This window comes from Amycolatopsis sp. NPDC034160, assembly GCF_055575355.1.
Window position 1 is genome coordinate 1 of sequence record NZ_JBVISU010000026.1, and the last position, 15500, is coordinate 15500.

The 15500-nt window shown below is 66.3% G+C and carries 13 protein-coding genes; 8 read left to right on the forward strand and 5 right to left on the reverse strand.

Annotation, left to right across the window (positions count from 1 at the left end; all coding sequences use genetic code 11):
• Positions 1-1087 precede the first annotated feature (1087 nt).
• The 3 genes from asnB (at position 1088) to ACZ54P_RS34775 (ending at position 4678) form a co-directional block, all read left to right on the forward strand.
• On the forward strand, positions 1088-2929 hold the full coding sequence (asnB, locus tag ACZ54P_RS34765; protein WP_465465848.1) for an asparagine synthase (glutamine-hydrolyzing): 1842 nt from the start codon (positions 1088-1090) through the stop codon (positions 2927-2929).
• 25 nt (positions 2930-2954) lie between these two features.
• Positions 2955-4157, forward strand: coding sequence for a cytochrome P450 family protein (locus tag ACZ54P_RS34770; protein ID WP_465465849.1), 1203 nt, complete (start codon positions 2955-2957; stop codon positions 4155-4157).
• Between the two features lie 134 nt (positions 4158-4291).
• Positions 4292-4678 (forward strand): hypothetical protein, encoded by a 387-nt coding sequence (locus tag ACZ54P_RS34775; protein ID WP_465465850.1) that lies wholly within the window; start codon positions 4292-4294, stop codon positions 4676-4678.
• Between the two features lie 21 nt (positions 4679-4699).
• Here ACZ54P_RS34775 and ACZ54P_RS34780 read toward each other — a convergent pair whose 3' ends face one another.
• Complete coding sequence (locus tag ACZ54P_RS34780; RefSeq protein WP_465465851.1) at positions 4700-5455, reverse strand: HpcH/HpaI aldolase family protein; 756 nt, start codon at positions 5453-5455, stop codon at positions 4700-4702.
• Entirely contained in the window at positions 5452-6621 is a 1170-nt protein-coding gene (locus tag ACZ54P_RS34785) for a M24 family metallopeptidase (RefSeq protein ID WP_465465852.1), read from the reverse strand. Before ACZ54P_RS34785 ends, ACZ54P_RS34780 begins: the two co-directional genes overlap by 4 nt.
• 93 nt (positions 6622-6714) lie before the next feature.
• Between ACZ54P_RS34785 and ACZ54P_RS34790 the strand changes: the two genes are divergently transcribed.
• The gene (locus tag ACZ54P_RS34790) at positions 6715-7530 is read left to right on the forward strand and encodes an SDR family NAD(P)-dependent oxidoreductase (protein ID WP_465465853.1); all 816 of its coding nucleotides are present in this window, start codon (positions 6715-6717) and stop codon (positions 7528-7530) included.
• 18 nt (positions 7531-7548) lie between these two features.
• Here ACZ54P_RS34790 and ACZ54P_RS34795 read toward each other — a convergent pair whose 3' ends face one another.
• From ACZ54P_RS34795 to ACZ54P_RS34805, 3 genes are all read right to left on the reverse strand, one after another.
• On the reverse strand, positions 7549-8820 hold the full coding sequence (locus tag ACZ54P_RS34795) for a sedoheptulose 7-phosphate cyclase (protein WP_465465854.1): 1272 nt from the start codon (positions 8818-8820) through the stop codon (positions 7549-7551).
• Positions 8821-8855: 35 nt separating this feature from the next.
• Positions 8856-9785: an ATP-grasp domain-containing protein gene (locus tag ACZ54P_RS34800; RefSeq protein WP_465465855.1), complete on the reverse strand. Its 930-nt coding sequence runs from the start codon at positions 9783-9785 to the stop codon at positions 8856-8858.
• A 273-nt stretch (positions 9786-10058) separates the two neighbouring features.
• Positions 10059-11225 (reverse strand): epoxide hydrolase family protein, encoded by a 1167-nt coding sequence (locus ACZ54P_RS34805; RefSeq protein WP_465465856.1) that lies wholly within the window; start codon positions 11223-11225, stop codon positions 10059-10061.
• A gap of 103 nt (positions 11226-11328) precedes the next feature.
• Between ACZ54P_RS34805 and ACZ54P_RS34810 the strand changes: the two genes are divergently transcribed.
• From ACZ54P_RS34810 to ACZ54P_RS34825, 4 genes are all read left to right on the forward strand, one after another.
• On the forward strand, positions 11329-11964 hold the full coding sequence (locus ACZ54P_RS34810) for a TetR/AcrR family transcriptional regulator (protein WP_465465857.1): 636 nt from the start codon (positions 11329-11331) through the stop codon (positions 11962-11964).
• A gap of 532 nt (positions 11965-12496) precedes the next feature.
• The gene (locus ACZ54P_RS34815; protein WP_465465858.1) at positions 12497-14020 is read left to right on the forward strand and encodes an aromatic amino acid lyase; all 1524 of its coding nucleotides are present in this window, start codon (positions 12497-12499) and stop codon (positions 14018-14020) included.
• Complete coding sequence (locus ACZ54P_RS34820) at positions 14005-14823, forward strand: L-tyrosine 3-hydroxylase (RefSeq protein WP_465465859.1); 819 nt, start codon at positions 14005-14007, stop codon at positions 14821-14823. Before ACZ54P_RS34815 ends, ACZ54P_RS34820 begins: the two co-directional genes overlap by 16 nt.
• Positions 14820-15494 (forward strand): O-methyltransferase, encoded by a 675-nt coding sequence (locus ACZ54P_RS34825; protein ID WP_465465860.1) that lies wholly within the window; start codon positions 14820-14822, stop codon positions 15492-15494. The genes ACZ54P_RS34820 and ACZ54P_RS34825 overlap by 4 nt, the downstream gene beginning before the upstream one ends.
• The last annotated feature ends 6 nt before the right edge of the window (positions 15495-15500 follow it).

The following is a 15500-nucleotide window of genomic DNA, read 5'->3' on the forward strand; positions in this document are numbered from 1 at the left end:
GACGACCGGCACCCCATCCTGCCCACCAACCCGGAAACAACACCAACAACCACCACCAAGACCAACCCACAAACACACCGGTGGATCCAGGCTCAACGTCCCCGATCTTCCGTGGATCAAGCTCGTGCCGGGCACAGCCGCACCAGCGGGTGCACAACGACGAGTCGTGAGAATCCGGCACCTGAACCCGGACCCTCACAGCAGGTGCGGGGCCTTCACGGACATCCGCGACCAGGCCTTGACTCACAACCAGACGACTACTTGCGCAGGGTTTCCGCAAGCCACCATCAGGACTTCGCTTTCCCCGCACCGAAGGCGAGAAGCGACCGCCCACCCCAGGATGAAAAACGCTCATTGCGTTTCTTCCTTACCTTTCGAGCGATCAAAACTTGCCCTTCACGACCCCCGTGGCGTTCCTTCGGCGCGCAACGATATTCACCGCGGAAGTGCGATTCCCCGATTTCGCCGGTGCCTGTCGTCACACTTTGTCGAAAATGACTATCGTTGCCAATAGCATGACGATATTCGATCGGATGCCGGACGCCGGTGATTACCGAATCCGCTGTCGAGGAGTTCTGTTGAGGGGTAAGGCGAAGGTGTCGTGTTGGGCATCAGGATTCGGTACTGGGCGGTGGCGCTCCGAAGGTGTCGCGAAAGCCACTTTCGGGACATTACGTGTCCTGAAAGTGGCTTTCGCGACACGGGCAGCGGGCGCCGCCTTCGGGGGAACGCGCACCGCCTAGGTGGCATGCCCTGGAGTCAGGCTTGGTGTTGCGAAAGCGGCTTGCGCGACACCTCCTTGAGGGCTGGGGGAGGCGGGCATGGCTCCAATGCGGCATTGGAGACGGTCAGCGTCCCCAATGCCGCATTGGGGACATCAGGCCGCGGCGCGAGCCGACGTCGCTCGCAACACGACACCTTTGCCTTACCCCTCAATGGATCCCACCTGCCGTAGTGGAACGAAGTACTCGACAACGCCGGACTCGACCGGGTGCTCGGCCTGCCCGGCGACGGCCATCCGCTGATCCCCCTCGGCCACCGCGTGTTCGTCACGCGCGCGCCGAACCGATTCTGAGGACGACGAACCATGTGTGGAGTCACCGGCTGGGTCGCCTTCGACAGCGACCTCACCACGAGCGTGCCCCTCATCGAGGCGATGACGGAGACGCTGGGCAACCGCGGCCCGGACGCGGGCGGGACCTGGATCCGCACCCATGTCGCGCTGGGGCACCGCCGGCTGGCGGTCATCGACCTGCCAGGAGGTACGCAGCCGATGGAGGTCCGGACTCCGTCCGGGACAGTCGCGCTCACCTTCTCCGGTGAGGTCTACAACTTCCTGGACCTGCGCGCCGAACTCGAGGGCCGGGGGCACCGGTTCACCACCCACAGCGACACCGAAGTGGTGCTGCGCGGTTATCTGGAGTGGGGTGAGGCGGTCGCCGAGCGGCTCAACGGCATGTACGCCTTCGGGTTGTGGGACGAGCGCTGCGGCAAGCTGGTGTTGATCCGCGACAGAGTCGGTGTGAAGCCGCTCTACTACCACCGCACCTCCGACGGAGTGTTGTTCGGCTCCGAACCGAAGGCGATCCTCGCCAATTCGCGATTTCCGCGCGTCGTGGACACCGGCTGCCTGCGTGAGCTGGTCGGGTTCACCAAGGCTCCCGGCTGGTCACTGTGGAAGGACATGTACGAGGTCGAGCCGGGAACCGTCGTGACGGTGACCCGTGCGGGCATCCGGCACCACACCTACTGGCGGTTGGAGACCACGGCGCACACCGACGACCTCGTGACCACCGTGGAGAAGGTCGGCGAGTTGTTCGGGGACGCGGTGCGGCGGCAGACGGTGTCGGATGTGCCGCAGTGCGTGCTGCTCTCCGGTGGCCTGGACTCCAGCGCCGTCACCGCGGTCGCCGCCGCGGAACTGTGCACGCGAGGGGAGAAGACCCATACGTTCTCGGTGGATTTCGCCGGGTACGAGGAGAACTTCCGCCCCGACGAGTTGCGGGAGACGCCGGACTCGCCGTTCGTCCGTGCGGTCGCCGCGCACGTCGGCTCGGTGCACCACGACATCGTGCTCGACTCCCACGCGCTGGCCGACCCCGGATTGCGGCGCGCCGTCGTCGCGGCACGGGACATGCCGATCGGGCTCGGCGACATCGACTCCTCGATGTACCTGCTGTTCCGGGCGATCCGCGAAGAGTGCACGGTGGCGCTGTCGGGCGAGTTCGCCGACGAGCTGTTCGGCGGATACGCCTGGTTCCACCATCCGGCGGCCCGCGACGCCGACACGTTCCCGTGGCTGGCGTTCAGCAACGCCTACACCGGTGACCGGACCGAAATGCTGCGTCCCGAACTCAGCCGGGACCTGGACATCGGCGCTTATGTCGCCGACGAGTACCGCACCGCCGTCGCCGCCATCGACCATCTCGACGGTGAGGACGCGCTGGAGCGCCGGATGCGCCGCAGCAGCCATCTGCACGTGACCAGGCTGGTGCGCGCGATGCTCGACCGCAAGGACCGGATGTCCATGGCCGTCGGGCTGGAGGTCCGGGTGCCCTTCGCCGATCACCGCCTCATCGAGTACGTCTACAACACGCCGTGGTCGATGAAAGCCGACGGTGGCAGGGAAAAGAGCCTGCTGCGCGGGGCGGTCGCCGGTCTGCTGCCCCGGTCGGTCACCGAGCGCGTCAAGAGTCCGTATCCGTCTACACAGGACACCGGTTACGCCAAAGCTTTGCAATGGCAGGCGGACGACGTGCTCGCCGAAGCCGGACATCCGCTGTTCGAGATCTTCGACGCGGAGTGGGTCCGCCGCGCGACCGCGCAGGATCCCGCCGCGGTCACCGGCAGGCTGCGCACCGGCCTCGAACGGGTGCTGGACCTCTACCACTGGTTCGACCTCTACCGACCTGAGCTCCGGCTCGGCTGAATCGTTGCCGCACAAGGAGAATCCCATGACCACAACCGGACCGCTCGTGCTCGGTGACGACTTCGTCCAAGACGCGCACGGCGTCGGAGCGAAGTTACGCGAAGGCGCACCTATTCGCCCTGTCGTGCTGCCCAGCGGCATGGCCGTCTGGCTGGTGACCGGGTACGAAGAAGCCAGGGCCATCGCGGCGGATCCCCGCTTCAGCAGCCACCGCGTGTACGACCGGATGCATCGGATGGCGCTGGGCGAAGACGAGGAGAGTCCGTTCTCCGAGGACTTCGCGATGAACCTCCTCAACCTGGACCCGCCGGAGCACACCCGGCTGCGCAAGCTGGTCGCGAAGACGTTCACCGGCCGGGCCGTCGAGTCGCTGCGACCGCGGATCGAGCAGATCGCGGACGAGTTGCTCGACGCGATGATGGACCGCGATTCGGTGGAGCTGCTGGAGTCCTACGCCTACCCACTGCCGATCCGGGTCATCACCGAGTTGCTGGGGGTGCCGTTCGAGGACCACGAGCAGTTCACCACGTGGTCGAGAACGATGGTCGATGCCGGAGCGACCGAGGAGGCGGGCTCGGCGACCATGCGGATGGCGGGCTACCTGCACGGGCTGATCGCGGCCAAACGCGAGAACCCCGGCGACGACCTGCTTTCCCAGCTCGTGCACGCCGGTGAGGACGGCGACCGGCTTTCCCCGCCGGAGTTGATCGCGGTCTCCGTCGTCCTGCTCATCGGTGGCTTCGAGACCACGGTGAACCTGATCAGCGGCGGTGTTCTCAGCCTGTCCCGCCACCCCGGCCAGCTCGCGCTGCTGCGGGCGGACCGGAGCCTGATGCCGACCGCGATCGAGGAGTTCCTGCGGCACGAGACACCGAACATCCTGTCTTCGCCCCGCTACACCGCCGAAGAGGTAGAGATCGCCGGTGTGGTGATCCCGGCCGGCGACTTCGTCATGGTGTCGTGGCTGGCCGCCAATCGCGACCCGGCCCGTTTCACCGACCCGGACCGGCTCGACATCACCCGGCCGCGGGGTGGTCACCTGGCGTTCGGCCACGGGCCGCACTTCTGTCTCGGGGCACCGCTGGCCCGGATGGAGGGCGAGATCGCTTTCGGGCGCCTGCTGGACCGGTTCGCCGACATCGAGGTGCTGTCCGCCGTGGACGATCTGCGCTGGCGCGACAGCACGGCCATGCACGGCCTCGAATCGCTGGTGCTGATGCTGCGCTGACCGCCCGGCTGCACCCTGAGGCCGCCCGCACTCGTCCGGGAACCGGGGTATTCGGGGTCAGGACGGGTGTCCACTTCGGGCAGATCGAGTGCGGCGGGCTGCGTCCGTGATCCGTCGCTTCCTATCCTCGGGTCATGGTCGTGGCGTACCGGCAGAAGAGCGCGCCGTTCGCGGTGTACGAAACCATCGGCGAATACAACCTCGCGTACCCCTACGCGCGGATGCCGGATCAGGGCGAGGCCCGCGGCGGCATGCGCAGCTTCACCTGCGCGGCGTCGGGATTGTGGGACGATCTGACCGTCAGCGGGCACAAGTACACTTTGGACTTCCTCCCGGACGACGTACCGATCTCCGGCGAGCCGGAACAGGTAGGTGCCGTTGTGGCGACCCGGTGGGGTGATCCGCCGATTCTGCTGCTGGCCGGAAGGGTTCCCCTTCGGTGGGCGTGGGAGGCCATCACCAAGGCGTGGCCAACCACATTGGACGGTGCGGCGCGGGTCCTGCACTCGACTTCGCGGTAACGAGAGGCGAGCACGCTCCCGCTATTCCCTGGCGAGGTCGACGATATTACGCAACCCGTCCACCACCACGGTGTTGTAGTTGAAGAGGAGAATGCCGGCACCGCGGCTCCGCCATTCCTCGATCTGGTCGGGGCGATGCACGAGCGCGCACAACGAACACTGTGGCGCGGACTTCACCGCCTCGGCTATCCGGTCGACGGCCGATCGGTAGTCCACATGCTCGAAATCCCCTGGTATGCCCAGCGAGAGTGACAAGTCGGTCGGTCCGATCCAGACGGCGTCGACGTCCTCGGTCGCGGCTATCGCGGCGCAGTTTTGGACGGAGTTCCGGTCTTCGGCCTGGACCACGACCACGGTCTCGTTCGCGGCCTTGGCCAGATGCTCGTCCAGGGTCAAGGTGCCGTGGCGGCCTGCTCGTGTGCTCACCGCGAGGCTGCGTATTCCCCGGGGCGGGTAGTGCGCGGCGCGGACCGCGGCCTCGGCGTCCGCGGCGTCCGACACGTGGGGGACGACGATTCCCGTGGCACCCGCGTCCAGTGCGTGCAGCGCGGACGAAGGGTCGCTTCCGGCGATACGCACCAGTACGGGGATGTCGGCGGCGTCACCCGCCCGGATGTGGTGCTCCACCTCGACCGTCTCGGCGGACGCGTGCTCGGTGTCGAGCAGCACGAAGTCGAAACCCAGGTGACCGGCAAGTTCCACGGCTGAATGAGCCGGGATCTTGAGAATCAGGCCGAGCAGTGGATCACCGTCGACGATGCGGGAACGCAGGCTCACCGTTCGCCGCCCGGCCCCGGACGGTTCCAGCCACGTGCCTCGTCACCGGGGGCTTCCCAGCCGTCCTCCGTCACGATCAGTGTGTCCTCCAGTTTGACGATGCCGACTTCAGGATTGGACAGCGTCGTCTCCAGGGACAGGACCATGCCCACTTCGAGCGGGGCTTCTGCGTGGTCGCCGGGGTAGGGGACCGGCCCGGTACCGGTCAGGCGAGGGGCTTCGTGAGTGATGAGGCCCATCCCGTGCCCCACGAAGAACATCTCCTTCGCGTGGGGGCACTCGGCGAGCGCCTTGTCGGCCAAGGCGAAGACATCACCACCCCGCCTGCCGGGTGCCACCGCCGCGCGCACACTCTGTTGCACCGCTTCGACCTCGGCCAGCAGATCCCGCATCAAACCGGTCGGTTCACCGGCTACCGCCATCCGGGCCAGATCGCCGATGTACCCCTGGTACATGCCGCCGGAATCCAGCGACAGCAGTTCCCCCTCCTGCCACACCCTGGACGAGGGGGCGCGATTGAACTCAGGACCGCACGACACCAGGCAATAGTCGAAGACCAGCCCTCGATCGGTCTGTTCCCGGCGGAACCGTTCGACGATCTCACTTTTCGTTTCACCGGGACGGGACGCGGCGAAGGTGGCCGCCATGGATTCGATGATCCCGACCGAAGCGATCCGTACCAGATCGAGCTCTTGAGCGGATTTGATCGCGCGTATCCCTTCGAGGACCGGATGAGCGTCCACTAAGGTCGCCCCCGGCAACTCGGTGCGAAGCACTTCGCCCGCGTCGAAAGGAAGGAATGCCTTCTCCACGGCGATGGTCGCGTTCTCGAGGCCGCGTTCCCGCAGCCCCTCGACGATCGAGTGGGCCGTGTCCACGCTGGACCAGGACAGATGCCGGACGTCGGGGACCCAGAGCGGGAAAACGGAGGTCCCCCATTCCTCGTTGCCGCAGCCGACATAAAAAGACTTCTCGGGTGCGCCCTTGAAATAGACGAGTGCCGGCAGGTACCGGGACACGCCGATCGCGTCGAGATTGGCGAAGAAGAAGTACCGATATCCACCGAGTAGGTGCTGGATGGAGAAGCGAGTGGTGGCGATCACCGCGTCGGCGCCGGACTTCTCCATAAGCGCGTCCATGCGGCTCTGGTCGAAAGGCAGGTCCATGACACTCCTCAACGAATCTTCTGTGGAAAAGCACGCCGGGTCAGTATAGTTTCGACCGGTGAGTTCCCCTTCGGGCGAGAATCGAGTGCAGATATGAACAAATCATCCAGCGGTGCGCAGGCGGCTTCCGATACCCGATCGATCATGGACCGGTTCCGGTTGACCGGCAGGACCGCCATGGTGACCGGAGCCGGGCAGGGCATCGGCCGTGCCTTCGCACATGCCCTCGCTGAGGCGGGTGCCAAGGTGGCGGTCGTCGACCTCAGTGCGGACCGTGCTGCGGAGGTCGCCGACGAGTTAAAGGAGAAGGGCGCGGAAGCGATCCCGATCCATGGCGACGCCGCCGACGAACGATCCATCGAGGACTTCGTGCGCACCACAGTGGATACGTTCGGCAGGCTGGACATCGCGGTGAACAACGCGGGGATCAACCTCAACTCGGCGGCCGAGGAAACAACGCTCGACGAATGGGACATGGTGCACAACCTCAACCTGAGGGGAGTGTTCATCACGTGTCAGCGCGAAGCGAAGGCGATGTTCCCGAACGGGTACGGAAAGATCATCAACACGGCGTCGATGGCGTCGCTGATCGTGCCTCACCCCCAGAAACAGGTGTCGTACAACGTTTCCAAGGGAGCGGTGGTGAGCCTGACCCGGACACTGGCCGCGGAATGGGCCGACCGCGGTATCCGGGTGAACTGCATATCGCCGGGAATCATCAGGACCGCCCTGATCGAAGAATCGGAGGCGCTCGCCCCCCTGGTGGACGAATGGATTTCGACCATACCGGCCGGTCGGCTCGGTGAAGTCGCCGACCTGCAGGGCGCTGTCGTCTACCTGGCCAGTGGGGTCTCCGACTACATGACCGGGCACAACCTCGCGATCGAGGGTGGCCAGACCTTGTGGTAGAAGGTTTCTCGTCGCGCGTCACGCGACTTCCAGGGAACCCCGCAAGGCCATCTCCCGTTGCAGTTCGATGGCCGAGACCAGTTCCTCGTCGCGGACGTCGTTGACGAACAGGTTCTTCCCGATGCCGACGGGCAGTGGCAACCGCTGCTGCCCGTCGCGCCGCCGGACCGTCGCGTGCAGCGCCTGCCCCAATACCTCCGGCGTGTGCAAAGGGCTCCAGGTCGGCAGTCCGAGATCGGACATCACCGCGAACACGCGGCCGCACTCGTCCTCGTCCATCAGTCCGCGCCCGTAGGCGAGCGCGGTGCTCAGCGCCATGTCGAGGCATACGGCTTCACCGTGAAGCATCGACGGGAGCCCGAGCATTTCGACCGAGGGACTGAAGGTGTGCCCGTAGTCCATGCTGCGTTCCAGCGTCTCTTCCCACAGATTCGGTTCGAGTTCTTCCAGCATGCCGGTGATCGCGCCTTCGAGGATGGCGGCGGCGGCATTGTCCCCCTCGGGTGACAGCCCTTGGAAGTTCTCGTCCAGCACGAGCCGGCCGTGACGCTCGAGAAGGCCGAACAGTGCTTCGTCCTTGATCAAGCCGACCTTCAAGATCTCCGCGAGACCGTTGCTGATGTGACGACGGCTCAGCGTCGAGAGGAAACTGCGATCGAGCAGGGTGAGTTTGGCGGCCGCATACGTGCCCAGCTGATTCTTGTGGCCGTTGAAGTTCACTCCGGTTTTCACCCCGACTCCGGCGTCGACCAGGCCGACCAGGGTCGTCGGGACCCGCACGAAGGGGGTTCCGCGACGGTAGAGACTGGCGGCGAGCCCGACGATGTCCATGAGGACACCGCCGCCCACGACGATGACCGGCTCGCGCCTGCGGTCGATCCCGAACTTGTCGAGCCGCTCCACGAAACGCAGTACCACGTCGATTTCTTTGCGTACTTCGCCCGACTTCACGACCATGATCTCGTGGGTGACGTGATGGTGATCCAGGTACTGCCGGAGGTCGGCTCCGTAAAGCCTTTCGACGGCTTCGTCCACCACGACGAAGCGGCGCGGCGCTCGGCCATCGCCCGGGCCGCCGGCGTCAAGGAGATCGGTACGGTCCAAATCGAAGACGCGGTGACACACCCGGACCTCGTAGTTGACCGGTTGCGAGGCCTTGACATGCCAAGAGGAGTTCGCTGTCGTGGGCGCGACCTGCGTCGTGGAGGGCTTCCTCGGCGCGGGCGGTGCGAGAGGGTTCGGCGCGCCTTCGGTTTCCGACCGGCGGAGGGTTTTCGACGAATCGGGCATTTTCTTTGCCTTTTCTTCCTTGGTGCGAGACCCAGTCAGGGCCGGACGAGGTGCTGCTCGGCCGCCACGGCGATCAGCGATCGGGCATAGCGGGCGGCAGCGGCCGGGTAGAGGGGGAAGAACTTCACGGGGGCCACCGACTCGATCTCCAGGAGCAGCAGCCTGCCGGTGGTGGGATGACGGAGGAAGTCCAGCCGAACCGAGTTCGGATGTACCGGAACGGTCTTCAGATAGGCCTCGTAGGCGGCGTCGATGTCGGCGAGATCCTCGCCGTGCTCGGGGTAGCCCGCTCGGGCGTTCGGATGGAACTGTGTTCCGGCGCGCCCCGCCGCGAGGATGGCGTCTTTGGTGATCGCGTGGGAGAACTCGCCGTCGATCATGATGATCCCGTGTTCCCCCACAGAATCGATGCTGGAGATATAGGGCTGTACGCAGGCGGTGACCCCGGCCTGACCGAAGGCTTCGAGCTTCGCGACCAGGTCGCGCTCCTCGGTGACCCGCGCGGCGCCGAGTGTCCCGCCGGACGAGATGGGTTTGACGACGACGGCTCGTTCACCGAAGTCGCGTTCCGCGCGGGCGATCGTCTCCCCGGCGACCGTGCCGATACGGTCGCCGGGCCGGACCACGGTGGTCGGGATGGTCCTTGCTCCACACTCCTCGACCAGCGGAAGGTATTCCTTGCTCATTCCGCCCATGATGATCGGGTGCGGGTTCGCCAACCGGACACCCTGCTGATGCAGGGAATTCACCCATTCCCGGAATTGCCCCAGCTTCAACCACATGCTCCACGGGGACTGGACGGTGACCACGTCGAACGCGGTCCAGTCCACGCCGGGGCAGTCGTCCCAGTTGAGGATCCGCGTGCCGCAGCCCTGTTCTTCAAGGCTGGCTTGCAGTATCGGGGTGTCCCGGTCGGACCAGTCCTTGCCGGGAAAAGCGCTGGATGTCACGAGTGCGATGTCCACGGATTGCCTCTCCATACGTTCACGAGCGCCTCGCTCGGCAGAAGCCGAGGGTATTTCCGAAAGGAATCGCCCACGATGCCGATTCCGCGAACTGGAAAATCGGTCCATCCCGGACACCGGCCGCGGCGGGGACGTCCCGTTTCTCGAGAAGCTACCGGTAGAGCCCGTCCCCCCAGCGTCACTGTGGACATTCGGGCAGGATCGTTGGACGAAGCGCGTGCGGACGCGCCGCGCCCGCTTTCGTGACCCGCGCGAATCCGCGGATCAAGTGCCTCACAGCGAGCGGAACGTCATCCGGATCTGGTCGATGAGAGCGTCCGGCTGCTCAAGGGCGGCGAAGTGGCCTCCACGTTCCAACTGGGCGTAATGCAGTACGTGCCGATAGCGCCGCTCGATCCAGCGCCTCGAGGCTTGCACCGCCTCGCCGGGAAAGACGCTGAAGCCGGCGGGGACGGGATTGGGTTCCGTCGAAACTCCGGACATCGCGCTGTTTTGACGCTCTTCCCAGTACAGCCGAGCTGAGGACGCCGCGGCGTTGGGCAGCCAGTAGAGCATGATGTCGTCGAGGATCTCGTCTCTGGAGAGAATGTCTTCGGGGTTGCCGGCGCTATCGGTGACATCTTCGAACAGGGTGTAGATCCAGGCGGCCAGCCCGGCCGGTGAGTCCGCCAGTGAGTAGCCGATCGTCTGCGGCCGAGTGGCTTGTTCGCGGGCGTAGGCGTCCAGTTCGTCGCGGTAGCGCCGCGCGTGCGCCATCATCCGCTGCTCTTGTTCGGTCGCCTCGTTCATCTCGTCTTCCGTGGGGAAGACCAGCGGCAGGTTGAAATGCACACCGCGACACCGATGTGGCGCCTTGCGGGTGAGCTGCTCGACGACGGACGCGCCCCAGTCACCGCCTTGCGCGAACCAGTCGTCGTACCCCAGACGCCGCATCAAGGTGATCCACGCGTCGGCGACCCGGGAGATGTTCCAGCCCGTCGTGGCGGGTTTGTCGGAGAATCCGAAGCCCGGCATGGAGGGGACCACGACGTGAAACGCGTCTTCGGCGTGGCCGCCGTACGCCACCGGGTTCGTCAGCGGGCCGATCAGGTGTCGGAACTCCAGGACCGAACCGGGCCAGCCATGGCACAACAGCAGCGGTCGCGCGGCCGGTTCGGCCGAGCGAACGTGCAGGAAATGAATGCCGATCCCGTCGACGACGGATCGGTACGAGCCGAGGGCGTTGATGTCCCGTTCGGCCCGTCGCCAGTCGTAATCGTCGGCCCAGTGTTCGCAAAGGGCCCGGATACGAGCCAACCGTGGCCCCTGGCTCCCGTCCGTGACCGTCTCCCGGTCCGGCCATCGGGTAGCGGTCAGACGGCGCCAAAGGTCCAGCAATTCGGCCTCGGGAACCGCGATCGTGAACGGCTCGACGACCGCGTCGGTGGGGGTGAATGTCATCGGACGCTCCTGGAATCTCGGCAAGGGATGACGTCACCCTAACGCATAAGTGGAAGACGTATTCAACTTGGAATTTTCCCTCCACTTAGGTATCGTCCGGTAGGTGACCGACCAGCCGCCTCCATCCCTGCGCCGCGATGCCGAGCGCAACCGGCAGCTTCTGCTGCGCACGGCGTTCGACCTCATGGCCTCGAAGGGATTGGACGTCTCCTACGAGGAAATCGCTCGAGCCGCCGGAACCGGAATGGGCACGATGTACCGCCGCTTTCCGCAGCGACAGGATCTGCTCGACGCCTTGTTCAGTGAGCACATCGAGACCGTCCTCGGCTTGGCCGAGGAGGCTTCGCGGCGCGATGATCCTTGGGAGGGGCTGTCCTGGTTCCTCGAGCGGCAACTCGAGATCGAGGCACAGAGCCGGGGGCTGGGTGAACTGCTGCGCAGCCGTGACCAGGCCACCACACTGGTTCACCGGGCACGCCGGCAGATGACCCCGCTGGTGGCCGACCTGATCGACAGGGCTGTCCGCGCGGGTCAACTGCCTCCCGGTGCCACCCCTGCCGACTTCGTCGCGGTGCACGTCATGGTGGGCAGCGTCATGGACGCTTCCCGAACCTTCGCCCCACAGCTGTGGCGCCGCGCGCTCCGGATCGCACTGGCGGGCATGCGCCATGCCGACCTGTCCGGTCAGGCTCCAGACGAAGCGGTCATCGAACGACTCTACAACGAACAACCAGACTGAAAAAGGAACTCATGATCGCTCTGCCCGGCAATTTGCTCGCCGTACTCAACGCGAAGGCCATCTGTTTCGTGACGACGGCGTGACCCGCGCATCGCCATCGGCATCGCCGATCCCGCGTCGCCGGCCCGGTGCTGGGCGCTGCGCGGCAGAGTCACGGCCATCACTCCCGACGACGCCCGAGACCACATCGACGAGTTGTCCCGGAAGTACCTGGGCCGCCCTTATCCCGGCTTCGGGGGAGGGGCCGAGCAGAACCGCGTCCTGCTCGCGGTCGAGGTCGACAAACTGCACACGCCGTAGCCCCAATGCGGCATTGGAGACGCTGACCGTCTCCAATGCCGCATCGGGGACATGTCCGGCTCCCGATTCACCGCTCGCGACCACCTCGACCTAGGTGGAGGGCCCGATCTGGCCCTTGTGGACGTTCGGGCAATCGCGTTGGACGAAGCGCGTGGATATGCGCCGGGACTGGGCGCGCTGGCAGAGGATCTAGCCCGAGGCCACTTCGAGAGTGCTAGGGGCGACTGATCAGATGAGCCCGATTGAAACCGCAACCACAGTCCTTGACCCTTCGGTTCCCTTCGACCTGAAGCAGTTGGATCTCGTCGGACGGCCGACGAGGGTCGAGTTGTCGGAGAACGCGATCGCGAGCATCGCCCGCGGCCGTGAGTTCGTCGAGGGTGTACTCGCTCGCAACGGGCGACCCGTTTACGGGGCGACCACCGGCTTCGGCCCGCTCGTCGTCTTCGAAGGCCGGGACAGTGCCACCGAGCAGTGCGACAACGTCCTGCAGCACCTTACCGTCGGGCAGGGATCCGACCTGCCGATCCCCGTCGCACGCGCGTCGATGCTCGTGCGTGCCCGGTCGCTGGCGCACGGTCTGTCCGGCGCCTCCCTGTCCACTGTGGACGCTCTGTGTCGGATGCTCGCCACGGGTTTCACTCCCGCCATCCCGACCTGGGGGTCGGTCGGAGCCAGCGGTGACCTCGTGCCGCTCGCCCACGCGGTCCAAAGTCTGCGCGGAGTCGGGCACGCCTACGTCGACGGCGAGCGGATGCCCGCTCGGGACGCACTTGGCCTCGCCGGGCTCACTCCGCTGGAACTGGACGGCCGGGACGCGCTGGCCCTGGTCAACGGCACGTCGGTGACCACGGCCGCGGCCGGACTCGCGGCGCTGTCCGCGCGGCGTTCGCTCCAGGTCGCGATCGCGCTGACCGCGGCCCTCGCCGACCTGCTCGGTGCCGCGCCCACGTTCGCCGCACCCTCCCTGCTGAAGGCCTTCGGACACCCGGACGTCGCCACCACCGGGCAGGAACTGGCCTGGTGGCTGGAAGGGGCGACACCGTCACCGGACCGACCCCTGCAGGAGCCCTACAGCATCCGGTGCACACCACAACTGCTGGGAGCAGCGCGTTCGGCGATCGGGTGGTCGACCGAGACTGTCTCTCAGGACTTGCGAGGGGTCAGCGACAACCCGCTGTTCTTCCCGGACGAGGATCTCGTCGCCCATGGCGGCAATTTCTTCGGTCAGCCCTCCGCCTTCGCCTCCGATCTGCTCGCCTCCGCCGTGACCCAGGTCGGCAACCTGGCGGAACGGCAGATCGACCTGCTGGTGGACCCCGGCCGCAACGGCGGACGGCCGCCGATGCTCGCCGCCGAACCGGGCAGGCAGCACGCGATCCAGGGCCTGCAGGTGTTGTCGACGGCGGTCGTCGTGGCGATGCGCCGAGCCTGCACGCCGGCGGCGATGCAGAGCGTGCCCACCAACCTGCACAACCAGGACGTGGTCCCGTTCGGCACGCAGGCGGCGCTGACCGCCTACGAGCAGGCCCGCATGCTGCGTCTTCTGCACGGGGCCCTCGGTGTCGCGGTGCGGCAGGCGGCGCACCTCGATGACCGTGGTTCGACCGCTTCGCACTGCACCGGCCTGGTGGCCGCGCTGTCCGATCGGATCGACCCGATCACCCGCGACCGGCCGCTCGACGAGGACATCAGGATCGCCGCGGACGTGCTCGACAGTTACGTCCAGGAGGCGAATCCGTGGTCAACCCGGTAATTCCGAGAATCGTCATCCCGCTGCCTCTGGAGCACCTCAGCCCGTGCCGGGCGGAAGAGGGAATCCCGGCCGGTGCACTGCCGCGTCAGCGTGCCGCCACCTGCGCCGCGGCGCTGAACGTCCAGCCCGTGCCACCGCCCCCGTTCGATTCGGAAGCCGAATTCGCCTGGTACCGCTGGGTTCTGGGGCACCAGGGATCCTTCGTGACCTGGCGGCTGCTGTCCTCGGCCCTCGATCGTCGTGACTTCGACGAGGCCGCGGCCCTGTTCGACGCCTACTCGGCGTTGCTGCTCTATTCGGGCAGTTGCACGCCGGAGGTGTACGCGGCGGTGATCCGGCCGCGGATGATGGCGCGGCACCCGGCGATGAGCGGCACGTGGGCACGCGACTACCGCCACATCACCGCACAACTCGCCGAAGTCGTCCCGGCACGCGGTTCGGCGCTGAAAGAGGCGGTCAAGTTCAACCGCCTCGTGCACATGACGGTGGCCTATCGTCTCGTGCCGACCGGACGGTCCCTCCTACGGGACGCCGGCCACGACGTCCACCAGGAGCCCACCGAGGAAGAGCAGTCGATCATCGACGACTTCTTCCTGATGGACCGGGAGCCGAACTGCGTGCCCGGTTTCGTGGCCGCACTGCGTGCCAGGGTGTCGGCGATTCTCGCGGACCTGCACCTGAACCCGGCGCGAGGATGCTACGACCGGGAAGCGGTGAACCGTTTCCAGGAGGAAGCGCCGGAGCACATCGGCCGCCTCGTCTCGATCGCCGAGGCGAAGCTTTTGGAAGGAGTCAACGCATGACGAACACCGAGACACAGCCGGAGAAAGCGGTCTCGCTCACCCCTGAGGTGCTCGAGTACGTGCGTGGGCAGCTTCCGCCGTTCACCGATGTCCAGCAGGAGCTGATCGACGCCACGCTCGCGCTGGGCGGGGTGGCGGAGATGCAGATACCGCCGGAGCAGGGCGCCCTCCTCACCCTCCTGGCGAGGCTGACCGGAGCGCGCGTCGCCGTCGAGGTTGGCACGTTCACCGGGTACTCGACCCTCGCGCTGGCCGAGGGGGTCGGCCCGGGCGGCAAGGTGATCACCTGCGACATCTCCGACGGCTGGCTGGAAATCGCTGCGGACGCCTGGACCAAGGCCGGCGTGGCCGACCGGGTGGAAACCGTCGTGGGGCCGGCGGCGGAGACCCTCGGACGGCTTCCCGACGATCCTTTCGTCGATCTGGCGTTCATCGACGCGGACAAGGTCGGCTATATCGGCTACTGGGAGGCGCTCGTACCGAGGATCAGGCCGAACGGTCTCATCGCGGCCGACAACGTGCTCTACGCGGGTGAGGCGGCCTCGCCCGACGCCGAAGGCAACGCGCGCGCGATCCGCGCGTTTAACGAACACGTGCTGCGTGACGACCGGGTCGAGTCGGTCATGCTCACCGTCGCGGACGGATTGACCTTGGCACGCAAGAAGAATTGAGGTCAG

Excerpts from the sequence above, each read along its gene's own strand:
- ACZ54P_RS34770 (WP_465465849.1), top strand. The coding sequence starts at position 2,955 with ATGACCACAACCGGACCGCTCGTGCTCGGTGACGACTTCGTCCAAGAC.
- ACZ54P_RS34825 (WP_465465860.1), top strand. The coding sequence starts at position 14,820 with ATGACGAACACCGAGACACAGCCGGAGAAAGCGGTCTCGCTCACCCCT.
- asnB (WP_465465848.1), top strand. The coding sequence starts at position 1,088 with ATGTGTGGAGTCACCGGCTGGGTCGCCTTCGACAGCGACCTCACCACG.
- ACZ54P_RS34790 (WP_465465853.1), top strand. The coding sequence starts at position 6,715 with ATGAACAAATCATCCAGCGGTGCGCAGGCGGCTTCCGATACCCGATCG.
- ACZ54P_RS34785 (WP_465465852.1), bottom strand. The coding sequence starts at position 6,621 with ATGGACCTGCCTTTCGACCAGAGCCGCATGGACGCGCTTATGGAGAAG.
- ACZ54P_RS34795 (WP_465465854.1), bottom strand. The coding sequence starts at position 8,820 with ATGCCCGATTCGTCGAAAACCCTCCGCCGGTCGGAAACCGAAGGCGCG.
- ACZ54P_RS34805 (WP_465465856.1), bottom strand. The coding sequence starts at position 11,225 with ATGACATTCACCCCCACCGACGCGGTCGTCGAGCCGTTCACGATCGCG.
- ACZ54P_RS34815 (WP_465465858.1), top strand. The coding sequence starts at position 12,497 with ATGAGCCCGATTGAAACCGCAACCACAGTCCTTGACCCTTCGGTTCCC.
- ACZ54P_RS34775 (WP_465465850.1), top strand. The coding sequence starts at position 4,292 with ATGGTCGTGGCGTACCGGCAGAAGAGCGCGCCGTTCGCGGTGTACGAA.